Source organism: Pelomonas margarita (genome assembly GCF_043555875.1).
GTDB lineage: Bacteria > Pseudomonadota > Gammaproteobacteria > Burkholderiales > Burkholderiaceae_C > Pelomonas > Pelomonas margarita.
The window spans coordinates 78,831-103,535 of sequence record NZ_JBIGHW010000008.1 but is presented as its reverse complement, the minus strand read 5'-3'; the positions used below and the strand labels follow the sequence as shown (position 1 = coordinate 103,535).

At 68.6% G+C, this 24,705-nt stretch carries 26 protein-coding genes; 17 read left to right on the top strand and 9 right to left on the bottom strand.

What is annotated here, in order from left to right; all coding sequences use genetic code 11:
- Positions 1-66: 66 nt before the first annotated feature.
- The 10 genes from ACG0Z3_RS15420 to ACG0Z3_RS15375 all read left to right on the top strand — a co-directional run bounded on the left by ACG0Z3_RS15420 (position 67) and on the right by ACG0Z3_RS15375 (position 8,949).
- Positions 67-699: a response regulator gene (locus ACG0Z3_RS15420; RefSeq protein WP_394398947.1), complete on the top strand. Its 633-nt coding sequence runs from the start codon at positions 67-69 to the stop codon at positions 697-699.
- Positions 700-1,024: 325 nt separating this feature from the next.
- On the top strand, positions 1,025-1,861 hold the full coding sequence (locus ACG0Z3_RS15415) for an alpha/beta fold hydrolase (protein ID WP_394399184.1): 837 nt from the start codon (positions 1,025-1,027) through the stop codon (positions 1,859-1,861).
- A gap of 4 nt (positions 1,862-1,865) precedes the next feature.
- Entirely contained in the window at positions 1,866-3,299 is a 1,434-nt protein-coding gene (locus ACG0Z3_RS15410; RefSeq protein WP_394398945.1) for a catalase, read from the top strand.
- A gap of 51 nt (positions 3,300-3,350) precedes the next feature.
- Positions 3,351-4,007 carry a hydrolase gene (locus ACG0Z3_RS15405; RefSeq protein WP_394398944.1) on the top strand — a complete coding sequence of 219 codons (657 nt, stop codon included), beginning with the start codon at positions 3,351-3,353 and terminating at the stop codon, positions 4,005-4,007.
- Positions 4,008-4,028: 21 nt separating this feature from the next.
- Positions 4,029-4,295 carry a XapX domain-containing protein gene (locus ACG0Z3_RS15400; protein ID WP_394398943.1) on the top strand — a complete coding sequence of 89 codons (267 nt, stop codon included), beginning with the start codon at positions 4,029-4,031 and terminating at the stop codon, positions 4,293-4,295.
- Complete coding sequence (locus ACG0Z3_RS15395; RefSeq protein WP_394398942.1) at positions 4,288-6,177, top strand: amidohydrolase; 1,890 nt, start codon at positions 4,288-4,290, stop codon at positions 6,175-6,177. The genes ACG0Z3_RS15400 and ACG0Z3_RS15395 overlap by 8 nt, the downstream gene beginning before the upstream one ends.
- Positions 6,178-6,179: 2 nt before the next feature.
- A complete protein-coding gene (locus ACG0Z3_RS15390) occupies positions 6,180-6,572 on the top strand; it encodes a DoxX family protein (RefSeq protein WP_394398941.1) in 393 nt (130 codons plus the stop codon).
- Positions 6,569-8,173 carry an MFS transporter gene (locus ACG0Z3_RS15385; protein ID WP_394398940.1) on the top strand — a complete coding sequence of 535 codons (1,605 nt, stop codon included), beginning with the start codon at positions 6,569-6,571 and terminating at the stop codon, positions 8,171-8,173. Before ACG0Z3_RS15390 ends, ACG0Z3_RS15385 begins: the two co-directional genes overlap by 4 nt.
- Positions 8,170-8,685 carry a Dps family protein gene (locus tag ACG0Z3_RS15380; RefSeq protein ID WP_394398939.1) on the top strand — a complete coding sequence of 172 codons (516 nt, stop codon included), beginning with the start codon at positions 8,170-8,172 and terminating at the stop codon, positions 8,683-8,685. Before ACG0Z3_RS15385 ends, ACG0Z3_RS15380 begins: the two co-directional genes overlap by 4 nt.
- Before the next feature lie 9 nt (positions 8,686-8,694).
- Positions 8,695-8,949 carry a DUF2789 family protein gene (locus ACG0Z3_RS15375; RefSeq protein WP_394398938.1) on the top strand — a complete coding sequence of 85 codons (255 nt, stop codon included), beginning with the start codon at positions 8,695-8,697 and terminating at the stop codon, positions 8,947-8,949.
- Here the strand turns inward: ACG0Z3_RS15375 and ACG0Z3_RS15370 are convergent.
- Entirely contained in the window at positions 8,931-9,686 is a 756-nt protein-coding gene (locus ACG0Z3_RS15370; protein ID WP_394398937.1) for an ABC transporter permease, read from the bottom strand. The genes ACG0Z3_RS15375 and ACG0Z3_RS15370 overlap by 19 nt on opposite strands.
- Positions 9,683-10,606 carry an ABC transporter ATP-binding protein gene (locus ACG0Z3_RS15365; RefSeq protein ID WP_394398935.1) on the bottom strand — a complete coding sequence of 308 codons (924 nt, stop codon included), beginning with the start codon at positions 10,604-10,606 and terminating at the stop codon, positions 9,683-9,685. Before ACG0Z3_RS15365 ends, ACG0Z3_RS15370 begins: the two co-directional genes overlap by 4 nt.
- A gap of 110 nt (positions 10,607-10,716) precedes the next feature.
- Here ACG0Z3_RS15365 and ACG0Z3_RS15360 point away from each other — a divergent pair, with 110 nt between their 5' ends.
- The 3 genes from ACG0Z3_RS15360 to ACG0Z3_RS15350 all read left to right on the top strand — a co-directional run bounded on the left by ACG0Z3_RS15360 (position 10,717) and on the right by ACG0Z3_RS15350 (position 12,720).
- A complete protein-coding gene (locus tag ACG0Z3_RS15360) occupies positions 10,717-11,376 on the top strand; it encodes a TetR/AcrR family transcriptional regulator (RefSeq protein WP_394398933.1) in 660 nt (219 codons plus the stop codon).
- A gap of 11 nt (positions 11,377-11,387) precedes the next feature.
- Positions 11,388-12,161 (top strand): tetratricopeptide repeat protein, encoded by a 774-nt coding sequence (locus ACG0Z3_RS15355; RefSeq protein WP_394398931.1) that lies wholly within the window; start codon positions 11,388-11,390, stop codon positions 12,159-12,161.
- A 199-nt stretch (positions 12,162-12,360) separates the two neighbouring features.
- Positions 12,361-12,720, top strand: coding sequence for a hypothetical protein (locus tag ACG0Z3_RS15350; RefSeq protein ID WP_394398929.1), 360 nt, complete (start codon positions 12,361-12,363; stop codon positions 12,718-12,720).
- 70 nt (positions 12,721-12,790) lie between these two features.
- Here the strand turns inward: ACG0Z3_RS15350 and ACG0Z3_RS15345 are convergent, their stop codons facing one another.
- Entirely contained in the window at positions 12,791-14,215 is a 1,425-nt protein-coding gene (locus ACG0Z3_RS15345) for a wax ester/triacylglycerol synthase family O-acyltransferase (protein WP_394399182.1), read from the bottom strand.
- A 120-nt stretch (positions 14,216-14,335) separates the two neighbouring features.
- Between ACG0Z3_RS15345 and ACG0Z3_RS15340 the strand changes: the two genes are divergently transcribed.
- On the top strand, positions 14,336-14,587 hold the full coding sequence (locus ACG0Z3_RS15340; protein WP_394398927.1) for an acyl-CoA-binding protein: 252 nt from the start codon (positions 14,336-14,338) through the stop codon (positions 14,585-14,587).
- 28 nt (positions 14,588-14,615) lie between these two features.
- Here the strand turns inward: ACG0Z3_RS15340 and ACG0Z3_RS15335 are convergent, their stop codons facing one another.
- On the bottom strand, positions 14,616-14,942 hold the full coding sequence (locus ACG0Z3_RS15335) for a polyhydroxyalkanoic acid system family protein (protein ID WP_394398925.1): 327 nt from the start codon (positions 14,940-14,942) through the stop codon (positions 14,616-14,618).
- Between the two features lie 136 nt (positions 14,943-15,078).
- On the opposite strand from ACG0Z3_RS15335, the gene ACG0Z3_RS15330 reads away from it, so the two are divergent.
- A complete protein-coding gene (locus tag ACG0Z3_RS15330; protein WP_394398923.1) occupies positions 15,079-15,876 on the top strand; it encodes a tetratricopeptide repeat protein in 798 nt (265 codons plus the stop codon).
- A gap of 3 nt (positions 15,877-15,879) precedes the next feature.
- Entirely contained in the window at positions 15,880-16,842 is a 963-nt protein-coding gene (locus ACG0Z3_RS15325) for an aldo/keto reductase (protein ID WP_394398921.1), read from the top strand.
- An 88-nt stretch (positions 16,843-16,930) separates the two neighbouring features.
- Here ACG0Z3_RS15325 and ACG0Z3_RS15320 read toward each other — a convergent pair whose 3' ends face one another.
- The 4 genes from ACG0Z3_RS15320 to ACG0Z3_RS15305 all read right to left on the bottom strand — a co-directional run bounded on the left by ACG0Z3_RS15320 (position 16,931) and on the right by ACG0Z3_RS15305 (position 21,129).
- Positions 16,931-17,470, bottom strand: a complete 540-nt coding sequence (locus ACG0Z3_RS15320) for a GNAT family N-acetyltransferase (RefSeq protein ID WP_394398919.1) — start codon at positions 17,468-17,470, stop codon at positions 16,931-16,933.
- A complete protein-coding gene (locus tag ACG0Z3_RS15315) occupies positions 17,436-18,491 on the bottom strand; it encodes an aminopeptidase (protein ID WP_394398917.1) in 1,056 nt (351 codons plus the stop codon). Before ACG0Z3_RS15315 ends, ACG0Z3_RS15320 begins: the two co-directional genes overlap by 35 nt.
- A gap of 133 nt (positions 18,492-18,624) precedes the next feature.
- On the bottom strand, positions 18,625-20,628 hold the full coding sequence (locus tag ACG0Z3_RS15310) for a molybdopterin-containing oxidoreductase family protein (RefSeq protein ID WP_394398915.1): 2,004 nt from the start codon (positions 20,626-20,628) through the stop codon (positions 18,625-18,627).
- A gap of 60 nt (positions 20,629-20,688) precedes the next feature.
- Complete coding sequence (locus ACG0Z3_RS15305; RefSeq protein WP_394398913.1) at positions 20,689-21,129, bottom strand: hypothetical protein; 441 nt, start codon at positions 21,127-21,129, stop codon at positions 20,689-20,691.
- 337 nt (positions 21,130-21,466) lie between these two features.
- On the opposite strand from ACG0Z3_RS15305, the gene ACG0Z3_RS15300 reads away from it, so the two are divergent.
- On the top strand, positions 21,467-22,897 hold the full coding sequence (locus ACG0Z3_RS15300) for a TAXI family TRAP transporter solute-binding subunit (protein ID WP_394398911.1): 1,431 nt from the start codon (positions 21,467-21,469) through the stop codon (positions 22,895-22,897).
- On the opposite strand, the gene ACG0Z3_RS15295 is transcribed toward ACG0Z3_RS15300, so the two are convergent.
- A complete protein-coding gene (locus ACG0Z3_RS15295; RefSeq protein ID WP_394398909.1) occupies positions 22,894-24,468 on the bottom strand; it encodes an HNH endonuclease family protein in 1,575 nt (524 codons plus the stop codon). The genes ACG0Z3_RS15300 and ACG0Z3_RS15295 overlap by 4 nt on opposite strands.
- Positions 24,469-24,705 lie beyond the last annotated feature (237 nt).

Sequence of the window (24,705 nt, the reverse complement as noted above, 5' to 3'; positions counted from 1 at the left end):
CACGACGCGGCGGCGGATTTCATCGTCGGCGCTGCACACCGCGCCTAAAATTTTGAGCAGCTGCACATGAACAAGCCCCACCCACAGGTTCGCCTGCTCATCGTCGATGACCACCCGCTGATGCGCGAAGGCATCGCGGCCGTCATGCAGCAGCAGCCCGACATGCAGGTCATCGGCGAAGCCGCCAATGGCGTCGAGGCGGTGGAGCGGTTCCATGCACTGCAGCCCGACGTGACATTGATGGATCTGCAGATGCCCCGGATGGATGGCCTGCAGGCCATCCAGGCGATACGCAAGCAGTCGCCCCAGGCCAGGCTGCTGGTGCTGACGACCTATCAAGGCGACATCCAGGCCTGGCGTGCGCTGAAGGAAGGCGCCGCCGGCTACCTGGTCAAGACATCGATGCGCGCGTCGCTGCTGGATGCCATTCGCGCGGTGCATGCCGGTGGGCGATGGGTGCCGTCGGACATCGCCGTCGACATCGCCCGGCATGCAGGTGACGAAATGCTCACCGACCGGGAGGTCGAAGTCGTGCGGCACATCGCGCAGGGCCACTCCAACCGTGAGGTCGGGGCCTTGCTGTCCGTCACCGAGGACACGATCAAGGCCCGGGTCAAGTCCATTCTGCTCAAGCTCAACGCACGCGACCGGACCCACGCAGTCACCATCGCGCTGCAGCGCGGCCTGCTGCAACTCTGAGCGCCTGAAACCCGGCCCGCCGCTTCACCGCGCGGCCCACCCGGGAGCATGCACTACCTCCAACGAGAGAGGCGGATCGCCCCGTTCGAGGCTGGCTGCCGCATGCCCGAATTCCTAACATCACTGTCGCTGAATCCCGCTTTCTAGGAGCCGCGACATGAACGATGAACCCCGCGACGTCACAACGCCCCGACGCCGGCAGGTCCTGGCCCTGGGTGCCGGGCTTGGCACCGCGCTGACCCTGCCTCTGGCCACGTCGCTGACGAGCGTCGGCGACGCCCAGGCCGCCACTCCCCGCCACGCTCCCACTGACCAAGGAATGCACATGAGCACCATCACCACCCAAGACGGCACCACGATCTTCTTCAAGGACTGGGGGCCCAAGACGGCCCAGCCCATCGTCTTCCACCACGGCTGGCCGCTGTCCAGCGACGACTGGGACGCGCAGCTGCTGTTCTTCGTGCAACGCGGCTTTCGCGTCGTCGCGCACGACCGCCGCGGCCACGGCCGCTCGGCCCAGGTCAGCGAGGGCCACGACATGGACCACTACGCCGCCGACGCCTTCGCCGTGGTGGAGCACCTGAACCTGCGCAATGCCGTGCACATCGGCCACTCGACGGGTGGCGGTGAAGTCGCGCGTTATGTGGCCAAGCATGGCCAGCCCGCCGGCCGCGTCGCCAAGGCCGTGCTCGTGGCTGCGGTGCCGCCCATCATGGCCAAGACTGCGGCCTACCCCGATCACCTGCCGATGGAAGTCTTCGACGGCTTCCGCAAGGGTGTGGCCGACAACCGCGCGCAAATGTTCATGGACGTGCCCGCCGGCCCGTTCTACGGCTTCAACCGGCCGGGCGTGAAGCCGCTGCCGGGCGTCATCAACAACTGGTGGCGCCAGGGCATGATGGGCAGCGCCAAGGCCCACTACGACGGCATCAAGGCCTTCTCCGAGACCGACCAGACGGAGGACCTGAAGGCCATCACCGTGCCCACGCTCGTGATGCACGGCGACGACGACCAGATCGTGCCCATCGCCAACTCGGCGCTGAAGGCCGTCAAGCTGCTGAAGAACGGCACGCTCAAGGTCTACCCGGGTCTGTCGCACGGCATGCTGACGGTGAACGCCGACGTGCTCAACGCCGACCTGCTGGCCTTCATCAAGGGCTGACGGCATGACGCAGCGCCTGACCCACGCCAACGGCGCACCGGTGGCGGACAACCTCAATATCCAGACCGCCGGGCCACGCGGGCCGGCGCTGCTGCAGGACATCTGGCTGCTCGAAAAGCTGGCCCACTTCGACCGCGAGGTCATCCCCGAGCGGCGCATGCACGCCAAGGGCTCGGGGGCTTACGGCACGTTCACGGTCACGCAGGACATCCGCCGCTTCACGCAGGCGGACCTGTTCTCCGCAGTCGGCAAGCAGACCGACGTGTTCGTGCGCTTCTCGACGGTGGCCGGCGAGCGCGGCGCCGCCGACGCGGAGCGCGACATCCGCGGCTTCGCGGTCAAGTTCTACACGGACGAAGGCAACTGGGACCTGGTGGGCAACAACACGCCAGTGTTCTTCATGCGCGACCCGCTGCGCTTCCCCGACCTGAACCACGCCGTCAAGCGCGACCCCTGCACCAACCTGCGCAACGCGCAGACCAACTGGGACTTCTGGACGCTGATGCCCGAGGCGCTGCACCAGGTCACCATCCTGATGAGCGACCGTGGCCTGCCCGACGGCTACCGCCACATGCATGGCTTCGGCAGCCACACCTTCAGCTTCATCAACGACGCGGGCGTGCGGCACTGGGTGAAGTTCCACTTCCGCAGCCAACAGGGCGTGCGCTGGCTCAGCGACGCGCAGGCCGAGGCCCTGATCGGCCGCGACCGCGAGAGCGCGCAGCGCGACCTGTTCGACGCCATTGATCGCGGCGACTTCCCGCGCTGGACGCTGTGCGTGCAGCTGATGACCGAGGACGAGGCCCAGGCCTGCCCCTTCAACCCCTTCGACCTGACCAAGGTCTGGCCTCACGCGGACTACCCGCTGCACGAGGTGGGGGTGCTGGCGCTGAACCGCAACCCGCAGAACTACTTCGCCGAGGTCGAGCAGGCCGGCTTCTCGCCCGCGCACGTCGTGCCCGGCATCGGTTTCTCGCCCGACAAGATGCTGCAGGCGCGGCTGTTCAGCTATGGCGACGCGCTGCGTTATCGCCTCGGCGTGAACTTCCAGCAGATCCCGGTGAACGCGCCCAGATGCCCCATGTACAGCTTCCACCGGGACGGCGCCATGCGCGTGGACGGCAACCACGGCGCCACGCCCGGCTACGTGCCCAACAGCCTGGGCCTGTGGCCCGATCGCCAGCAAGCGCACGAGCCGCCGCTGGCGCTGCAGGGCACGGCCACGCATTGGGACCACCGCCTGGACGATGACTGCTTCAACCAGACAGCAGCCCTGTTCCGGCTGCTGCGCGCCGACGAGCGCCAACGCCTGTTCGACAACACCGCCCGGGCCATGCAGGGCGTCAGCCGCGAGGTGCGCCAGCGCCACGTGGACAACTGCTGCAGGGCCGACCCCGCCTATGGCGCCGGCGTCGCCATGGCGCTCGGCCTGCTCTGACCTCCTCCCCTCCTCCCCCGCAACCGCAACCGCAACCGCAAAGGATTTCCCATGACCACCCCCACCGCCAAAGCCGCCCCTGGCGCCAAGTTGCTGACCCCGACCGACCACCTGCTGGTGCTGATCGACTTCCAGTCGCAGATGGCCTTCGCCACGCACTCCATCGCGGCCATCGAGCTGCGCAACAACGCCTCGCTCGTTGCAAAGGCCGCCGCCGGCTTCAAGGTGCCGACCATCCTGACGACGGTCGCCGAGAAGAGCTTCTCCGGCCCGATGTTCGACGAGGTCACCGCGCCGTTCCCCGGCCAGCAGATGCTGGACCGCACGTCGATGAACACCTGGGAAGACGTGGCCGTCATCAACGAGGTCAACCGCATCGCCAAGAAACGCATCGTGCTGGCGGGACTGTGGACCAGCGTCTGCATCGTCGGCCCGGCGCTGTCCGCGCTGGACCAGGGCTTCGAGGTCTACGTCATCACCGACGCCTGCGGCGACGTGTCCACCGAAGCCCACGAGCGCGCCGTCGAGCGCATGGTGCAGGCCGGCGCCCAGCCCATCACGGCGCTGCAATACCTGCTGGAGCTGCAGCGCGACTGGGCGCGCGGCGAGACCTATGAGCTGACCACCGGCATCGCGAAGAAGGTCGGCGGCGCCTACGGCATCGGCGTCACTTACGCGAAAACCATGTTCGGCGCCCACGAGGGCTGAACACGCTGAAGGATGCCGACGATGAAGCCCTACCTCCTCTCCGCCGCGGTCGGCCTGCTCGTCGGCGTTATCTATGCGCTGTTCAACGTGCGATCGCCGGCGCCGCCGGTGATCGCACTCGTCGGGTTGCTGGGCATCCTGGCGGGCGAGCAGTTGCCTCCGCTGGTCAAGCGCTGGTTCGCGCCGACAACTGAAACCTCCTGGCTGCACCACCAGGTCAAGCCCCACATGTTCGGCGAGCTCCCGCGCTGCGCCGACCGTCCCACCCCGGAGAGCCGCCATGGCTGACCCCGATCTCATCCTCTTCAACGGCCGCTTCACCACGCTGAACCGCGCCCAGCCCGAAGCCGCGGCCGTCGCCATCCACGAAGGCCGCTTCGCCGCCGTCGGCACCAACGAAGACGTGCTGGCGCTCGCCGGCCCCGGCACCCGCCGCGTCGATCTGCAGGCCCGCCGCGCGCTGCCCGGCCTCATCGACAACCACCTGCACCTGATCCGCGGCGGCCTCAACTACAACCTCGAACTGCGCTGGGACGGCGTGAAGAGCCTGGCCGACGCGATGGCCATGCTGAAGGCGCAGGTGGACATCACGCCCGCGCCGCAGTGGGTGCGCGTGGTGGGCGGCTTCACCGAGCACCAGTTCGCCGAGAAGCGCCTGCCCACGCTGGCCGAACTCAACGCCGTGGCGCCGGACACGCCGGTCTTCATCCTGCACCTGTACGACCGCGCGCTGCTCAACGGCGCCGCGCTGCGCGCCGTGGGCTACACCCGGGACACGCCCGCGCCACCCGGCAGCGAGATCGCACGCGACGCGCAGGGCAACCCCACCGGCCTGCTGCTGGCCAAGCCCAACGCCGCCATTCTGTACGCCACGCTGGCGCGCGGGCCCAAGCTGCCGCCCGAGTACCAGCTGAACAGCACGCGCCACTTCATGCGCGAGCTGAACCGCCTGGGCGTCACCGGCGCCATCGACGCCGGCGGCGGCTTCCAGAACTACCCCGAGGACTACGCCATCGTCCAGCAGCTGGCGGATGCTGGCCAGCTCACCGTGCGACTGGCCTACAACCTCTTCACGCAGAAGGCCCAGCAGGAGAAGGATGACTTCCTGCGCTGGACCACCAGCGTGAAATACAAGCAGGGCGACGACTACTTCCGCCACAACGGCGCCGGCGAGATGCTGGTGTTCTCGGCCGCTGACTTCGAGGACTTCCGCGAGCCGCGGCCCGAGCTGTCGGCGGCCATGGAGCCCGAGCTGGAAGAGGTCGTGCGCATCCTGGCGCAGAACAAGTGGCCCTGGCGCATGCACGCCACCTACGACGAGACCATCAGCCGCGCGCTCGACGTCTTCGAGAAGGTGAACCGCGAGACGCCCATCAACGGCCTGAACTGGTTCTTCGATCATGCCGAGACCATCTCCGAGCGCTCGATGGACCGCATTGCCGCCCTAGGCGGTGGCGTGGCCGTGCAGCACCGCATGGCCTACCAGGGTGAGTACTTCGTCGAGCGCTATGGCGCCCGCGCGGCCGAGGCCACGCCGCCGGTGGCCAAGATGCTGGAGAAGGGCGTGCGCACCTCCGCCGGCACCGACGCCACGCGAGTCGCCTCCTACAACCCCTGGGTGTCGCTGTCCTGGCTCATCACCGGCAAGACGGTTGGCGGACTGCAGATCACGCCGCAGCGCAACTGCCTGAGCCGCGAAGCAGCCCTGCGCATGTGGACGGAGAACGTCACCTGGTTCAGCAACGAGGAAGGCAAGAAGGGCCGCATCGAAGTGGGCCAGTACGCCGACCTCGTCGTTCCCGACCGCGACTTCTTCGCCTGCGCCGAGTCCGACATCGCCGACACCACCGCGCTGTTGACGATGGTGGGTGGCCGCATCGTCTGGGGCGCAGGCCCCTTCGCGCCGCTGGACGAGGCCCCGCCACCGCCAGCCATGCCGGACTGGTCGCCGGTGCGCCGCTGGGGTGGCTATGGCGCCTGGGGCGCCTACCGCGAAAGCGGTGAAGCCCGCCCGCCGCTGAGTGCCGCCGCGCTGGCCGCCGCCTGCGCCTGTGCCACCGCCTGCCAGGTGCACGGCCACGCCCATGCTCAGGCATGGGGGGCGAACGCCCCGGTCAGCGATGACGCCGGCTTCTGGGGCGCCCTGGGCTGCGCCTGCTGGGCGGTGTGAGCATGCGCCTGCCTCGCGCCCTGCACGGCCTCGCGCTGCTGGCGCTGTGCGCCGCCTACCTGGAAGGCGGGCTCACCAAGCTGATGGACTTCCCCGGCGCGCTGGCCGAGATGCAGCACTTCGGCCTGCAGCCGGCCGCGCCTCTGGCGGTTGTCGTCATCGCGCTGGAACTGGGCGGGTCGGCCCTGGTGCTGGGCGGCCGCCTGCGCTGGCTCGGCGCCCTGGCGCTGGGCGGCTTCACCGTGGCGGCCAGCTTCGTGGCCAATGACTTCTGGGCCATGAGCGGCCCCGATCGCACGCCCGCCATGCACGCATTCTTCGAGCACCTGGGCCTGGCCGGCGGCTTTGCGCTCGTAGCCTGGCACGACCGGCTCGGCACCAGGGCCCCGTCATGAGCGCCGCCGACGACAGCGCCTTCGCCCCACTGCGCGAGCGCGTGTTCGCCGTGCTGTGGATCGCCACGGTGCTGGGCAATGTCGGCAGCTTCATGCGCGACGTGGCCAGTGCCTGGCTCGCCACCGAGCTGAGCACCAGCCCCACCGCAGTCGCCGCCGTGCAGGCCGCAGCGGCGCTGCCGGTGTTCCTGTTCGCCATTCCGGCCGGCGTGCTGGCCGACATCCTCGACCGCCGCCGCCTGCTGATCGCCGTGCAATTGCTACTGGCCGGCGTCAGCGCCACCCTGATGGTGCTGGCCCACACCCAGTGGCTGGACATGACTGCGCTGCTGGTGCTGACCTTCATCGGCGGCACGGGCGCCGCGCTGATGGCGCCGACCTGGCAGTCCATCGTGCCCGCGCTCGTGCCCAAGGCGCAGCTGCGCTCGGCCGTGGCGCTGAACTCGCTGGGCGTGAACCTGTCGCGCGCCATCGGCCCGGCAGCGGGCGGCCTGCTGTTGGCAGTCTGGGGCGCGGCCTTCACCTATGGCGTGGACCTGCTCACCTATGTGCTCGTCATCGGCGCGCTGCTGTGGTGGCGCCCGCCGCCCACTGCAGCCGACCCGCTGGCCGAAGTGTTCGGCGGCGCCTTGCGCACCGGCCTGCGGCATGCGCTGGCCAATGCCGACCTGCAACGGGTGCTGGCACGGGCGGCGCTGTTTTTCGCACTGTCCAGCGCGGCCTGGGCGCTGCTGCCGCTGGTCGGCCGGCAACTGCTCGCCAGTGGGGCGGCGTTCTACGGCGTGATGCTGGGCGCGGTGGGCGTGGGCGCCATGGCCGGCGCGCTGCTGCTGCCGCGCCTGCGGCCGCACCTCGGGCTTGAGGGCCTGATGACCGCGGCGGCGCTGCTGTGCGCCGCCGTGCTGGCCGTGCTGGCCAGCGCACCGCCGGCGGCCGTCGCCCTCGTGGCGCTGCTGGGCCTGGGCGGCGCCTGGATCATTGCGCTGACGACGCTCGGCGCCATCACGCAGGCCGTGCTGCCCAACTGGGTGCGCGGCCGCGGGCTGGCCGTGTACCTCACCGTGTTCAACGGCGCGCTCGCCGCCGGCAGCCTCGCCTGGGGTGCCGTGGCGCAAGGCCTCGGCCTGGTGCCCGCACTCGGCCTGGCGGCCGTACTGCTCGTGCTAGGCGCGGCGCTGGCCCGACACTGGCCGCTGCCCACGGCAGACGATGTGCTCGACCCCGCCTTGAGCTGGCCTGAACCCAGCCTCGCCATGCCCGTGAGCGCCGACCGCGGCCCGGTGCAGGTACTCGTCACCTACCGCATCGCGCCCGCTGACCACCGCGCCGCCCTGCAGCTGCTGCACACGCTGGCCCGGCACCGGCGCGGCGACGGTGCCTCGGCCTGGGACATCACCCAGGACGGCGCCGACCCCACAGCCCTGGTGGAGTGGTTCACGCTGCCATCCTGGCAGGAGCATCTGCGCCAGCACCACCGCGCCAGCCACGCTGCCGCCGCCTTGCAGGCCCAACTGCGTGCGCTGCACCAGGCGGCCGAGCCGCCCACCGTGCGGCACCTCATCACCCTCCGCCCCCACGACCTGCAGGACGCCTCGCCATGAAAGACCTCGATCTCGCCCGCCAACACCGCCAGGCCCCGCTGGCCACCCCCGGCACGCTGGGTGCCGACGCGCGCCACGACCTGAGCGCCGCGCTGAACCAGCTGCTGGCCGATGTGTGGGCGCTCTACCTCAAGACCAAGAACTTCCACTGGCACATGTGGGGCCCGTCCTTCCCGAGCTACCACGCGCTGCTGGACGATCAGGCCGGACAGCTCTTCGCGATGACTGATGCGCTGGCCGAGCGAGTGCGCAAGCTCGGCTGCAGCACGCTGCGCTCCATCGGCCACATCGCCCGGCTGCAGCGCGTGGCCGACAACGATGCCGAGCTGGTGCAGCCCGGCGGCATGCTGGCCGAGCTGTGCGAGGACAACCGCCGCCTGGCCGACTGGCTGCGCGCCGTGCACGCGCTGTGCGACACCCACGGCGACATCGCCACGGCCAGCCTCGTGGAGACCTGGCTGGAGGAGGCTGAGCAGCGCGTGTGGTTCCTGTTCGAGTCCGGCCGGCACTGAGGGGCCGACATGCACGCCGGCCACCACCGCCTGCAGGAGCTGTTCGACCAGCTCGGCCTGCCCTCCGCGCCGCAGGCCATCGACGACTTCATCAACCGGCACCGGCCCGAGGCGCTCGGGCGCGCGCTGCCCGACGCGCCCGTGTGGACGCCGGCCCAGGCCACGTTTCTGCGCGAAGCCATCGCCGCCGACGCCGACTGGGCACTGCCCGCCGAATGGCTGGCGCTGGCGCTGTGCCAGCCCGGTCAGGAACGGATCTTGTAGCCGCGCTTGAGCAGCGACAGCGCCAGGCCGGCCGTCACCGCGAAGCTGATACCCACCACGCCCAGACTCATCCACGGCGACACATCGCTGACGCCGAAGAAGCCGCGGCGGAAGCCGTCGATCATGTAGAAGAAGGGGTTGAAGTGGCTGATGCCCTGCCAGAAGCCGGGCAGCGAATGCACCGAGTAGAAGACGCCCGACAGGAAGGTCATGGGCATGATGATGAAGTTCTGGAAGGCGGCGAGCTGGTCGAACTTCTCGGCCCACAGGCCCGCGATCAGGCCCAGCGTGCCCATCAGGCCGGCGCCCAGCACGGTGAAGGTCAGCACCCAGAGGACGTTGTCCAGCCCCGGCGGCGCGAACCAGGCCGTGACCAGCAGCACGCCCGTGCCCACCGCCAGCCCGCGCACGATGGCCGCGCCCACGTAGGCGACGAACCAGGCCAGCGGCGACAGCGGCGTGAGCAGCAGGAACACCAGGTTGCCGGTGATCTTGCTCTGGATGAGGCTGGACGAGCTGTTGGCGAACGCGTTCTGCAGCACGCTCATCATCACGAGGCCCGGGATCAGGAACTGCGTGTAGCCGACGGTCTCGTAGACCTTCACGTGGTCTTCCAGCGTGTGGCCAAAGACGAGCAAATACATGCACGCGGTGAGCACGGGCGCGGCCACAGTCTGAAAGCTGACCTTCCAGAAGCGCAGCACTTCTTTCTTGAACAGAGTGGACGCGCCGTTCATGCGTGCTCCCCTTGCATGATGTTGAGGAACACGTCTTCGAGGTCAGCGCGGCCGATCTCCAGGTCTTCGACAGGCACGCCCGCAGCGCGCAGCGTGGCCAGCGTCGTCTCCACTTCGGCGGCGTCATGCGCCGTGACCTGCACGATGCGACCGGTCACGCGGGCCCGCGCCGCCACCTCGGCCGGCAGCGCGGCGTCGGTCTTGAAGCGCAGCATCGTGTGTGCCGTACCGGCCAGCAGCTGCGAGGTGCGGTCCAGCGCCACCAGCCGCCCGCCCTTGAGCATGCCGATGCGCTGGCACAGCGCTTCGGCTTCTTCGAGGTAGTGCGTCGTCAACAGCACCGTGTGGCCTTCCTTGTTGAGGCGCGCGATGAACTGCCACAGCGTCTGGCGCAGCTCCACGTCCACGCCGGCAGTCGGCTCGTCCAGCACGATGACCGGCGGGCGGTGCACCAGCGCCTGCGCCACGAGCACGCGGCGCTTCATGCCGCCCGACAGCTGGCGCATGTTGGCGTCGGCCTTGTCCGCCAGCCCCAGGTTGGCCAGCAGCTCGTCGATCCAATCGTCGTTGTTCTTGACGCCGAAGTAGCCACTCTGAATGCGCAGCGACTCGCGCACGCTGAAGAACGGGTCGAACACCAGCTCCTGCGGCACCACGCCCAGCGCCTTGCGGGCGGCAGCGTAGTCGTCCACGACGTCGTGGCCCATCACGCGCACGCGACCCTCCGTGGCGCGGGCCAGGCCGGCCAGCACGCTGATCAGCGTCGTCTTGCCAGCGCCGTTGGGGCCCAGCAGGCCGAAGAACTCGCCGCAGGGAATGTCGAAGCTCACGCCGTTCAGCGCCTTGACCTGCCCTCCCCGGTAGGTTTTCTTGACGTTCTCGAATGCGATGGCGGGAGGCGATGAGGTCGGGCTCGGCATGGCGGCGGATTCTAGGGAGGCCGGGCATCGCCCCTCGCCCGGCAGGACGCCCCGCTTTGTGCTGTGCGGGCGGCCGGCCGGGCGGGTTCGCTGCCAGAATCCACGGGCTCATGCCCGCCCCCAAGAAACCCCGCCGCACTGCCGAACGCATCCTGGAGGTCACGCTGGACCTCTTCAACCGTTTCGGCGAACCCAATGTGTCGACCACGCTGATCTCGGCCGAGCTCAAGATCAGCCCGGGCAACCTGTACTACCACTACCCGGCCAAGGACGAGCTGGTCAACGCGCTGTTCGGCCGCTACGAGGCCGAGTTGAGCGAACTGCTGGCCGCGGCCGACAACGTGCGCAACGTGGAGGACGCCTGGCTGTTCTTCCACATGCTGTTCGAGCTGATCTGGAAGCACCGCTTCCTGTACCGCGACCTGAACGACCTGCTGTTCAAGAACCGCAAGCTGGAGACGCACTTCCAGAGCCTGCTGGCCGCCAAGGAACAGGCCATGCGCCATGTGCTGTCGGGCCTGCACCTGGGCGGCGGGCTGAAGATGGAGCTGCGCGACGCGGCACCCACGGCCAATGCGATGGTTGTCGTCGTCAGCTACTGGCTGAGCTACGAATACGTGCGCGATCCGCGCCACGCGCTGGAGCCCGAGCGCGCCGGCGCGGCGCTGCTGCGCGGCGCCTTCCACGCATTGAGCCTTCTGCTGCCTTACCTAGAGCCGACATCCCGCGAGCATCTCTTCAAGCTCGCGGGCCACTACCAACACCCCTGACGGAGACCTGCATGGCCAAGTGGACTGCCTTCCCCTACGACAACAGCGCATTCGTCTACACGCCCGCCACGCTGAAGAAGCATTGGGCCCGGCTGCATGCGGGCGACGCCGAGCCCTTCCCCAAGGACGCCGACGTCGTGCAGGCCTGGATCCACTTCCACGCCGGGGACTTCAAGGCCGCCTACGACGCCGGCCTGGCTGCGGGCGGCGCCGGCCTCACGGTGGCCAACAAGGCCCAGGGCATTTACGCCAACTACCTGGAAAAGAAAGAGGCGGTGAAGCTGGAGATGTTCCTGGAGATCGCCGAGCGCGCGGAAGGCCAGCAGGCCGAAGATCCCAAGAACGCCAACGCCTGGTACTGGCAGGCCTACGCGCTGGGCCGCTACGGCCAGGGCATCAGCGTGGCCAAGGCACTGGCGCAGGGCCTGGGCACCAAGGTGAAAGGCGCGCTGGAGACGACCCTCAGCCTCGCCCCCAAGCACGCCGACGCGCACATCGCGCTGGGCGCCTTCCATGCCGAGGTCATCGACAAGGTCGGCAAGCTGCTGGGCAAGACACAGGGTGCCGACACGGCCACCGGGCTGAAGATGTTCGAGCAGGCCCTCAAGCTCAACCCGACCAGCGCCATCGCGATGATCGAACGCGCCAACGGCCTGGTCATGCTGGAGGGCGACAAGCGCCTGAAGGAGGCCGAACAGCTCTACGCTGCCGCCGCCGCCTGCGAAGCCATGGACGCGATGGAGCTGCTGGACATCGAAGTGGCCCGCGAAGAGCTGGAAGACTGAGCCCCCACTGCCCGGCGCCCCTCGGGCGAACCCTGAGGCCAGCGACGGGCGGCCACGCCGGAAACGGACTTTTTTCACGGCCCATCGAAGCAGCCGTGACGCAGTTCACAACCGGCCTACCCGTAGTTCCGGGGGTGCGCTTCAAGAGCCGGACACGTAAGCTTCACGCCACTCCCACCCTTCTCACGAGACAAGCGCCATGAAGTTTCTGATCCCCGCCCTCGCCGCCGTCGCCGCCTTCTCCGCACAGGCTGGCAAGCAGTTGACCGAACAGGCCGTGCAGTCCGAACTGCGTGCCGAGTGCGCCCAGAGCTACAGCGACACCAGCAGCATCGGCACGCCGGTCGCGTCCAACGAGTACCAGTTCGTGTACGCCAACGGCAAGTACAAGGGCGAAGCCCGCCCCGGCAAGCTGCTGCCCTGCACCTCGCAGCAATACGCCGCCTACCTGGACAACAAGGCCGACCCGTCCAAGGTGATGGCCGCCTACCCAACCGCCGCCGGCCGCCCTGCCACGAAGAAGAAGGCCGAGCCCAAGGCTGAGCCCGCTCGCCTGTAATCCCCCAGGCCTGGCCACGAAAAAGGCGCTCCACGGAGCGCCTTTTTCGTGGCCGTGACCGGCGGCGCGGTCAGGCCACGTCCACCTCGCCGGGCCAGGGCATCATCATCGCCAGCATCAGCAACTTCTCGAACTCCGGCGCGAAGTTGGCCACCACGGCCTCGGGGTCGGGGCACAGACCGGTGTCGGTGATCAGGCCGAACTGCACGCGGCCGGCGTAGGTCAGGATGGACAGGCCCAGGCCGATGTCGCCCGACTGCGGCACCCAGAACATCACCTTCTCCACGGTGGAGCCGCAGAACTTCAGCGCCTCGGCCGGGCCCGGCACGTTGGTCATCACGGCCGTGGCCTTCTTGGCGAACAGGTTCAGCATCGCATGCTGCACCGGTTTGATCAGCAGCCCCGCCACCGATAGCAGCCCGAAGGCCATCACCGGCTGGAAGCTGCCCTTGAGCTCGTTCATGCGCGCCCGCACCGCAAACAGCCGCTCCACCGGGTTGGCAATGCCGATAGGCAGCACCAGCGGCACCAGCCCGAAGCGGTTTCCCAGCTGCCAGGCCTGCTCCAGTGGCCGCAGGTTGACGGGCACCATCGCGCGGATCTCCTTGCCCGCCGGGTCTTCGCCGCGGTCGGCCAGGTACTTGCCGATGGCGCCGGCCGCGCAGGCCAGCAGCACGTCGTTGATGGACGCGCCCAACGCACGGCCGACGGCCTTGACCTCATCCAGCGCCAGGCGGTCGTCCCAGGCCACCGTCTTTTTCGTGCCGGGCTTGCCCTTGAGGCGGGTGGGCGAGTCGTCCGGCATCAGCGCGAAGGCCGCCACGTCCGACACCGCCTGGTAGCCCATGCGCGCCATCTCCAGCGACGAGTCCACCGGCGTGCTGCCGCTCATCGCCAGGTCCACGCCCTTGGACATGCCCTTGCCGGCCAGGCCGATGGCCTTGACCGTCATGTTGCTCATGGGGCGCAGGAAGGCGTCGAGCAGCCAGTCCGCCTCGTGCGGGGCCTCGGCCTCGCGGGCCTTGCGCTGCGGCGGCGCCTTGCCGCCGTCGGTGATGGACAGCATCACCGCGATCAGCGCGATGCCGTCGGCAATGCAGTGGTGCACACGGCAGATCAGCGCGCTCGACCCATCGCCCATGTCCTCGATCAGCTGCATCTGCCACAACGGGTGGGCCGGGTCCAGCGGCTGGCCGCAGAGCTGGCCCACGCGCTCGCGCAGCACCTCGTCGCGGCTCTGGCCGCGCAGCGGCAGCGGCACCTCGGCGACCACGTGGCGGGCGATGTCGAAATCGCGGTCGGCCACCCATTGCGCGCCCAGCAGCGAGTCCTCCACCACCTTCTGGCGAAAGCGCGGGTACTTCAGCAGCCGCTCAGCCACGCGCTCGCGCAGCGCGGTCAGCGCAATGCCGGGGCGGATGGACCACACCCCGACAATCATCATCAGGTTGGCCTCGGTGTCCATGCGCAGCCAGGCGGTATCCACCTTGGACATGCGTTCGCTGTGTGCGGCCAAATGCGTCTCCTCGATGCCTTGTTATGCGGACCTAAACTGCGCAGCCTGTTGAGCGATTGTCACGAGAATCGCATTCCGAATTCAGCCTGGAGAACCCCCGTGAGCCTGAAAGACCAATTCGAAGCCGCCGTCGCCGAATCGAAGAACCTGCCCGAGCGTCCCGACAACATGACGCTGCTGAAGCTCTACGCGCTCTACAAGCAGGGCAGCGCCGGCGATGTGCAGGACAAGCGCCCCGGCTTCACCGACATGGTGGGCCGCGCCAAGTGGGATGCCTGGAACGAGCTCCAGGGCACCTCGGCCGATGACGCGATGCAGCAGTACATCGATCTGATCGAGAGCCTGAAGTAAGGCCCTCGCGCCCCAAAGAACCGGCCGCTCAGGCCGGTTTTTTCTTGGCCGGCGCCTTCTTCTTGCTGCTGGCCAGCAGCGTGTCCAGCTCCTTCTGGATCTCGCCCTCGATGGTGGCCTTGAACGCGCCCAGCAGGAAACCCAGCTGCGCCACCAGCTCGAAGCGGCTGGCCGTGACGGTCAGCTCGCCGCTCACGCCCGAGCGCGTGAAGCTCACGGTGTCCTCGTCCTCGCCCTCGTGCACCGTGCAGTCCATGTCGAACTTCTGCTCGACCTGCTCGGCCCACTGCCAGGCAATCTCGCGGGCCTTCTTGAGGCCCAGCTCGTGGTCACGGTGAATGCGGATCTCGGCCACGCGGCTCTCCTCGTTGGTGCAGCGCCGCACTCTACGGCAGAAGCCAAGCGTCACACCCTGACTTCGCGTTTGCACGCATACTCCGGCGCCGCGAGCGCGGGCCAGCCGAGCCCGCCCGCTGCCCCAGGGAGGATTCATGCGCCTTGTCGACCCCGACCCGCACCGTACAGACCCGCTCGACGCGGGCCTGCTGTACTTCCGTGCGGCGGAGCCCGACCACGAGCAGGCGGTCTACTGGTTCCGCGTCTCGGCCGACGCGGGCAACCCCGAGGGCCTGGCCATGCTGGCCTACTGCCAGCTCGAAGGCCTGGGCCTGCCGCGCGACCCGGTGCAGGCGCGCGCCGGGCTGGATCGCGCCTCCGCCGCCGGCAGCCTGACGGCCAAGTTCCACCTCGGCCGCATGCTGGTGGGCGGCTGGGGCGGCCCGGCCGACGCCACGCGCGGCATCGCGCTCTACACCGCCGCCGCCAGCCAGGGCCATGCCGACGCCACCTTCCACCTCGCCGCCTGCCTGGAGGCCGGCTGGGGCTGCCTGCCCGACCGGGTCGGCGCCAAGGCGCTGTTCCTGCGCGCGCACAGCCTGGGCTGCCGTCTCAAGGCCCCGGGCCTGCGCATCCGCGAGCGCGAGTTGCCGACGGTGCGCGAGCTGGCGCGGCGCTTCGAGCTCGATCGCGAGCTGGACAGTGCGATCGAGGAACGCCAGCACGAGCTGGCCTTGATGCAAGAGCTGGTGCAGCTGCCGCAGCGCCGCGCCCGCAAGCGTCGCCGGGCACGCGCGGCGCGGCACGCCGCCGCCGGCAGCGCCGTTGGGCTGGCCCAGCTGACGCGGCTGGCGGCCGTCATCGGTGGCGTGGCTGGCGCGCTGGCCGGGTTGATCGGGTGGCGCGGCCGCGGCGACGTGCCGCATGATGCCGGCCCCACGTCCATCGCCTGAGTCATGTCCTTCCCCCTGCCCCTGCGCACTCACTTCCGCGACGCCAGCCCCCTCGTCTACGGCTGCATGGCCCTGGGCGGCGACTGGGGTGGCGGCCCGCTCACCGAGGCCGACATCGCCCAGGCCCACGCCGCCATCGAGGCCGCGCTGAGCATCGGCGTGACGCTGTTCGACCACGCCGACATCTACCGCCGCGGCAAGGCCGAGGCCGTGTTCGGCGAACTGCTCAAGCGCGACGCCGGCCTGCGCGCCAGGCTGCGGCTGCAGAGCAAATGCGGCATCCGCTTCGGCGACGACACCGCGCCGGGCCGCTTCGACTTCAGCGCCGACCACATCGAGCGCAGCGTGGACGGCATCCTGCAGCGCCTGGGCGTGGAGCACATCGAGATCCTGCTGCTGCACCGCCCCGACCCGCTGATGCAGCCCGCCGAGGTGGCCCGCGCCTTCGGCCGCCTGAAGGCCGCCGGCAAGGTGGGCCACCTGGGCGTGTCCAACATGCACGCCGGGCAGATGCGCTGGCTGCAGTCGGCACTGCCGGAGCCGCTGGTGGCCAACCAGCTGGAGATGAGCCTGGCCAAGCTGGACTTCATCGACGCCGGCACCACCTTCAACGACCCACAGGCCGCCACCCGCCCTGGCGCGATGGCCTGGGCCGGCACACTGGAGTACGCGCAGCAGCACGGCGTGCAGCTGCAGGCCTGGGGCTCGCTGTCGCAAGGCCGCTTCAATGACCCGGCGACGTCGGCCGCAGCCCAGGTCGTGCACGAGATTGCCGAGACGCACGCCACGACGGCCAACGCCGTGCTGCTGGCCTGGCTGCTGCGCCATCCGGCTGGCATCCAGCCCGTCATCGGCAGCGGCAATGCGGAGCGCATTCGGGCGTGCGGCGACGCGGTGAAGATTCAGCTGAGCCGGGAGGCCTGGTATCGGCTGTATGTGGCGGCGCGGGGGCAGGCGCTGCCGTGAACGACACCCGTGGCGCCCAAACCGAGGTGGTCCAAGCAAAGCCGCCTGTGGGACACCTTGGCGCGCGGCGGCGAGCCGCGCTCGCTTGTCAGCCGGCCGATGTGCGCACCAACGGCTGCCTCGGATGCAGCCGCCCCATCATCAGCACATCCTCATAGACCCCGTTGCGCAGCGCATCCGCCCTGAGCCGGCCTTCGTGCTCGAAGCCGTGGCGCTCGTAGAGCCGAATGGCGCGGGCGTTGTCATGGAACACGGTGAGCTCGATGCGCAGAATCTGCGCCCAGTTGTCGGCGTAGTCCAGCAGCGCCGTCATCAGCGCGTGGCCCACGCCCTGGCCCTGCGCGGCCTTGGCGACGGTGATGCCCAGGCCCATCACATGCCGGCGACGAACCTGCGGGCCGGCAGGGTGCAGGCCCGCCAGGCCCACGGGCCGACCGTCCAGCAGCGCGGCGAGGACCATCTCGTTGGAACCCGCGGCGGGCGGGTTCATGCCGGCCAGGCGCTGGGCCCAGATTTCCTCGCTGCCGTAGGGCAGCTGCAGCGTGTTGCCGAACACCTCCGGGTCGGCAAACTGTTCGGCGATGGCGGCAGCGTCAGCGGGTTTGACGCGTCGCAGGGTCAAGGTCATCAGAGCCTCCTTTTAGGCTCCGCAAGTTAGCACGGCGCTGTTCGCGCGGCAGCGCCGCCAGCCGCTCCACGGCGGCATGGAACTTCGCCCAGTCCTGGCCCTGCTGATCGAACAGCCGCAGGAAGGCCGGCACCAGCTCGTCGTAGGCCGACAGGATGGCGAAGCTCGCGTTGTTGGCGCGCTGGAACCAGGCCTCATAGCCCGGGGCCTCGCGCGGTGCACGCTCGCGCAGCTCGGCCATGACGGCGGCCTTGGCCGTGGGGCGGGCCTCGGCCGGGCCGGCGTAGACCTGCAGCAGCCGCGCTCGCCCCTCGCGGGCCAGCGCCAGGAAGGCCGCGCGGCGCGCCCGGCCGGCCTCGAAGGCGGCCCGCGCTTCGGGCTTGTCCGCCAGCCACTGGCGCGCGCCGATCAGCTCCACGGCACTGGCGTAGGCCTCATTGAAGCCGGTGTCGTCGGCCACGTAGACGCGCTGGTGCGCCAGCTCGTGGAAGACCATGGCCGCCAGCTCGCCGTCGGGGTAGCGGATAAAGGTGTTCAGCAGCGGGTCGCCGCCCAGCAGCCGGCTCCAGCCCAGCGTGGAGTAAGCGGGAATGGCCTGCACCTGCGCCTCCCAGCCCTGAGCCTGCAGGGCCTGGGCGCTGGCGCGGGCGGCGTCGAGGTCGAACCAGCCCTGGTAGCCGGCGCAGCCCATCAGCGGGTAGCACCAGGTCTTGAGCGTGAGGCCGAACGGCGGCGCGGCCACGACGTTCCACACCACGGCCGCGCGGCCCAGGTCGGCGTAGCGGCGATAGCTGTTGTTGTCGGGCAGCGCGAGCTGCCGGCTGGCAAAGTCGCGCAGCTGCTGCGCGAGACGCAGGCGCTCGGCGAGGTCGGCCGGCGTGCGGGCATCGGCCAGCCAATCGTCCACCGGCCGCGCGGCGCGGGTGATGGCCAGGTGGCCGCCAGCCGCCTGACCCCAATGGCCCAGCGTGCTGCAGCCTGCGAGGCCGAGCAGTGCGGCGGACAGCAGCAGGCGACGCATGAGCCCTGCGGGCCGAGCGCCGGGCCGCCCCCAAGCCGGCCCGCCATGGCGATGTGCTTGCGGCTCGACGCCGCAAGCATCGCCGTCCCCTCGGGGGACCGACCAAGGTCCCCCTTGGGCGAGGGGCTTCATGTCAAGCGGCCTCGACCTCGACGAGGCAATCGTAGAAGGCCGGCGCCTCGCCCAGGTCGGTCAGGCGCTGGTGCGTGACCTCGTTGACGTTGGTGCCGTCCAGGCCCAGCTTGCGCCACCAGATGCCCAGGCCGTTGACGACGCCGGGCCGAGCGCGCGGGCTGACCTTGAGCGTCGCGACGTAGCGGCCGCGGTCGTTGAAGGCGGCCACACGAGCGCCATCGGCGAGGCCGCGCGCGGCAGCGTCGTCGGCGTGCATCTCGATCAGCGGCTCGCGCTCGATGTCACGCAGGCTCTTCACATTGACGAAGCTGCTGTTCAGGACGTTGCGCGCTGGCGGCGAGATCATGGCCAGCGGGTAGCGCGCGGCCAGCGCGGGCTCGGTCAGTGCACTCTCGTAGTTGGGCACGAAGTCGGCGCCGGCCGCCTGGGCGCGGCCGTTGGGCGTGCGAAAGCCCCCGTTCGCGAACGGCGCGTCGGCGATGGGCAGCGGCTGCCAGCCCTGCGTGCGCAACAGGCCCAGGTCGATGTCGGCCGTGAAGGCCTGGGCAGCGAGCTGCTCGTCGGTGTCGGCGAAGCACGGGTCGGTCAGGCCCATCGCGGCGGCCAGCTCGCGGAAGATCTGCGTGTTGGGCTTGGCCTCGCCCAGCGGTGCAATAGCCGGCTGGTTCATCAGCACGTCGGTATGGCCGTAGCTGGTGTGCACGTCCAGGTGCTCCAGCTGCGTGGTGGCGGGCAGCACGTAGTCGGCCAGGTCGGCCGTGTCGGTCATGAAGTGCTCCAGCACAACCGTGAACAGGTCCTCGCGCTGGAAGCCCTTCACCACCTTGGGCGACTCCGGCGCCACGGCCACCGGGTTGCTGTTGTAGACGACGAGGGCCTCGATGGGCGGGGCGGCCTGCAGCAGCGCGTCGCCGATGGTGCTCATGTTGACCATGCGCGGCGTGCGGCCCGCGAGCAGGTCGGGCCGCTCCAGGCCTGCGTTCTTGTACGGCGCAAACCAGCCGGAGGCCGACAGCAGCAGGCCGCCGCTTTCATGCCGCCAAGCGCCGGTCAGGCAGGGCAGCAGGGCGACGAGCCGCACCGCATTGCCGCCGCCGCGCACGCGCTGCATGCCGTAGTTCAGGCGGATGGCCGCGGGGCTGGTGGTGCCGTAGTCGCGCACCAGGCCGCACACCTCGTCGGCAGTGATGCCGCAGACGGCGGCGGTGCGCTCCGGCGGCCAGGCCAGCGCCTTCTCACGCAGCTCGTCCCAGCCGTCGACATGGGCGTCGATGTAGGCCTGGTCCAGCCAGCCGTGGGCGATCAGTTCGTGCATGACGCCCAGCGCCAGCGCGCCGTCGGTGCCGGGCAGCACGGCGATGTGCTGGTGGCACTTGTCAGCCGTCTCGGTCTTGCGGGGGTCGATGCAGATGAGCTTGGCACCGTCGCGCTTGGCCTGGTTGGCGTAGGTCCAGAAATGCAGGTTGGACGCGATGGAGTTGCTGCCCCAGATGACGATGAGCTTGGCACCCGCGAAGTGCCGCGTGTGCATGCCCAGCTTGTGCCCGTAGGTCGCGGCCAGGCCCGCGCCGCCGGCGCTGGCGCAGATGGTGCGGTCCAGCCGTGCGGCGCCCAGCGCGTTCCACAGCCGCCCGGCCATGGCCTCGCCCTGCAGCAAGCCCATGGTGCCGGCATAGCTGTAGGGCTGGATGCGCTGCGCGTCGCGCGCGGCGATGGCGTTCAGCCGCGCAGCGATGTCGGCCAGCGCCTCGGCCCACGTGACCTGCACGAAGGCCGGCGCCTCGGTCTTCCTGCTGACGCGCTTGAGCGGGTGCAGCACGCGCTCGGCGTGATAAGTGCGCTCGGCGTAGCGCGACACCTTGGTGCACAGCGCCCCATGCGTGTTGGCATGTTCGGCGCGCCCCTGCACCTTGACGACGCGCTCGTTCTCGACGGTGACCTGCAGCGCGCAGGTGTCGGGGCAGTCGTGGGGGCAGGCGCCGAGGACGGTACGGGTGGTCATGGCAGTCGCGGTCTCTGGGAGGTGCCGCAATTGTCGCGTGCGGCTTGCTGCCGGGCCCGCCTACACCTTGGCGAGAAAGACCGCCGCATCACCCGCGTCACACTTCCAGTCGGCAAAAACCCCGACCAGATTGCATTCCACGCAGTGGCAAGCGATGTAGTACCAGCGCACGCGATGCGTGCCCTCGTAGACAGAGACGCCGGACATCAGCTCGAACACCTCGTTCTCGCACACGCATTCGTGCACCTCGGGCGCGGCTTCTTCAACGTGGTCCGCGCTGTCGCCCATCAGGTGCTCCTGCCCGCAGTCGGTGCAGGAGCGGATCGCCACACCGGCTTCTTCATCGGTCTGCAGTGCGAACGTGCGGCACCCGCAATCGCACTTGGACGCGGCAAACCTGACGGCCTCATGGCGATTCGCAACGCTGTAGCTGCGCAACTCGGCTTGCGTGTCGCCGGACGTCGTCCCGTACCAGAACTCGCCCTTCTTCGTCAGTGCCATCGATGCTGCTCCATGTTTCAAGGTGGGCTCACGGGCAAACCTGCCGCCAGGCTCGCCCCCATCATCAGGATTTTGCTTGCAGCCTCGAACGGCCCCTGCCAGCCCCGAAACGCCACCCGTTCGCAGACGACAACGCTGCAGCGAGAACCGGCGCCACGGTGCCCAGCAAGCCTCACCTACGATCCGCCGCTCCTCCATTGGCAAAGGCCCAGCCCGTGCGACGTTCCGGCATCACGACCCTCCTCAGCTTTGCGGCCACCACGCATGCAGGTGCTCGGGAACGCGAGCGACTCTGCAACACGCCGGCCCAGCCCATGTCCACTCAGGACGGCACGCCATGACCCCGATTCAGCCACGGGAGGCCACGCGCAGCCTGCGCCCGCTGCTGCAGACGCTGCGCGACCTGGTCGTCTCGATGGGCCCGCTGCTGCTGCTCGGCGGCGGCCTGCTGGTGGCCGCCTACTGGTGGCTGGACCCACAGCCGCCGCGCCAGGTGAAGCTGGCCACCGGCCCGGCCGGCAGTGCCTACGCCAGCTTCGGAGAGCGTTATGCGAAAGCGCTGGCGCGCGAGCGCATCCAGGTGCAGTTGATCGCCACCGAAGGCGCTTTGGACGACCTGGCCCACCTGCGCACGGGCACCGCCGATGTGGGTTTTGTGCGCGGCGGCATGGCCGATGCGGTCGCCGACACCGAGGCCGGCATCGTCTCGCTGGGCAGCCTGTTCTACGAGCCGGTCTGGGTCTTCTACCGCCGCGACCTCGCCATCGCGCGCCGCCAGCCCGGCGGCACGCTGCAGCACCTGACCCAGCTGCGCGGGCTGCGCGTCAATGTGGACCAGGACGGCAGCGGCGTGCCGCAGATCGTCGAGAAGCTGCTGGCGCTGAACCAGCTGAGGCCAACCGACCTGCAGCTGTCCAACCTCGCGCCCGACGCCGCCGGTGAGGCGCTGCGCCAGGGCCGGCTGGACGCTGCGGTGCTGATCTCGGCGCCGCAGGCCGGCCTCATCCGCACGCTGCTGCGCGACCCAGCCATGGCGCTGATGGCCTTCGAGCAGAACGAGGCCTACTCGCGGCACCTGCCCTTCCTGTCCACCGTGAGCCTGCCGCGCGGCGTGGTGGACCTGGCCGCCGACCTGCCGCCGCAGGATGTGCCGCTGCTCGCCACCACCACCGCCCTGCTGGCCCGCGAGCAGACCCACCCGGCGCTGCGCCAGCTGTTCGCGCAGGCCGCGCTGGGGCTGCACGGCGGGGCCGGCTGGTTCAACGGCGCGCGCGACTTTCCCAACACCCGCACCAGCGAGCTGCCGGTCAGCGCCGAGGGCGACCGCGCCATCAACGGCACGCCGCCGGCCTGGGCGCGCTACCTGCCCTTCTGGGCCGGCAACCTGCTGGAACGCATGTGGCTGGTGGTGGGCGGCCTGCTGGTGCTGATGCTGCCGCTGTCGCGCGTGGTGCCGCCGCTCTACACCTTCCGTGTGCGCTCGCGCGTGTTCCGCTGGTATGCGCGGCTGCGCGAGGTGGAGTCCAGGCTGGAAGCCGGCACCGACGAGCGCGAGGCGTTGCTCGACGAGCTGGATGAGCTGGACCGCGTGACGCACCGGATTGCGGTGCCGCTGTCGTATGCGGAGGAGCTTTATGCGCTGAGGAACAACATCTTTGCGGTGCGGAAGCGGTTGATGGGGCAGCGGGCGCGGGCGGGTGGGCCGGCTGATCGGCAAGGGACAGGGAGGCGTGCGGCCTGCCAAGCAAATGATGGTCAGAACATCTAGGCAGGCCCAGCAATCGTAGGCAGCGGCTTTCCGAGTTGCGCAAAGTGCTCCTTAAACCCATGGTTGCAGTAATGATGGGTAAGCTGTGAATTGGCCGGCCCGGAATTCCCGCCGTCGACACGGCGCTCAATGTGGTCATCACTCGCATGAGCGAGAACCAATCGCGCCTTGCAAATGGCGCACCGCGGCGCCGAAGCCAAGCTGGCTTTAATTCGCGCAGCGCTGCGCGTCTCCTTCCAAGCGTCTGGCCGCTCTGAGGCTTCTTTAGAAGATTCGGCGGTGGCCGACGAAAGCCCGCCAAGTATCTCAGCCTCCGACTTGCCAGACTTCAGACCATCCAGAATTTGTCGCAAGAGCGCCTTAATCGGTTCGAGACTGCGCTTCCAGCCGCCGTAACGGGACAATATTTGTTGACCGAGATTGCCTCGGCCAATCAGCATTTCCTCCAAAGCTGCCCTGTGCATAGTAAATTGCACCAATTCGTTTGAAGCAATCAGATCCTGAACGAACGACACCACCGCTAGAAACATGCTGGGGCGATGGTTCCCTGTAGTTCCCCAAAAGTAGATGGCTGGATGCAAGCTGAGTGAAGCCGGCTCATCACCGGCGACATACTTGACCACACCCCACACTCTCGCAAGTACACGTGACGTTTGACTGCCATCGGGATCAGGGGGGATGTTGTTCGATCCTCCCTTCATCCCTGTGACGATGTTGACCAGTTCGAGCGCCATACGTAGGCCATTTGCAGTCTGCGCCATACCTGCAGGCTGCAGTTCGGCGTGAGTATGCGGCTGTGCACTTTCTGGCTCGAAGATTGCGTCGCAGATGTACTTTGCATACCGCTCAATCTCCTCAACATATTGGAGCCCGAAAGCCCCCCAATAGGCATGACCCCGTCCAGCGCTTACCAGAGCCCGCGCAGCAACCACGCTTGGTGATTTGCGCTCAACAATCATGTAACGCTCTGTGGGATCAATTTCAACCGACCTCTGATTGATATCCAGAAACGACTGAAGCGCAACATCCGCGTCACCGACAACCCACTGTGTTTCAACAGGCTGAGCGATGTTTGTACTCCATGCGAGCTGCTCAGGGGTTCGGGTTGGCAACTTGGTCAGTTTCTGAAGCTCAGCATATTCCAGGCCCTCAGCTTTTATCTGCGCCCGGCACTTATAGGCGGCATCTCGCTGAGACTTTGGAATTTGGTGCTTGAAAAAAGCCTGAGACAGGGCGCCATCGCCATAGTCGTCATTGACCCACGCGACAAAGACGCTCAAGCGATGCGCTCCATCAATGACAAACGTAGAACCATCGGCAGACCACAGAATGACAGCAGGAATCAAATGCCCGTTTCGGAAGCTGCGGACCAACGAGATCACGTTGTCGACCCCCCAATCGTTCGTCTCGCGCTGAAACAAGGGCTTGCGGAGCAGCCCGTAAAAGTGGCGGCCCAACTCCAGTTCAGTCACCTGGATGACGCCCTTCCCAGACTTGGGCTTCTTCGCCTCCACGTCATCTCTTGGAATAAGTGCGTCGAGGTTGACGGTCTCCCTTTGCTTCGCTGCCATAGCTTCCTTTGAACATCCGACTCGGTTAGCGATCCTAGCGGTCCGACCGTTAGGCTATCGGTGCCAGTCGCAAAAAAGTAGCGAACGTCAAGCTCAGATCGGCAAATGTCAGCTTTCCTGCGATTCACTCCGACTGGCAGGAGACAACATTGGATAGATAGCCGACCGGTCGCCGGGCATGACCCAAGCGGCTGAAATCAGTCTGCCGCAGTCGCTCGCCACACCGCCATGTTGCAG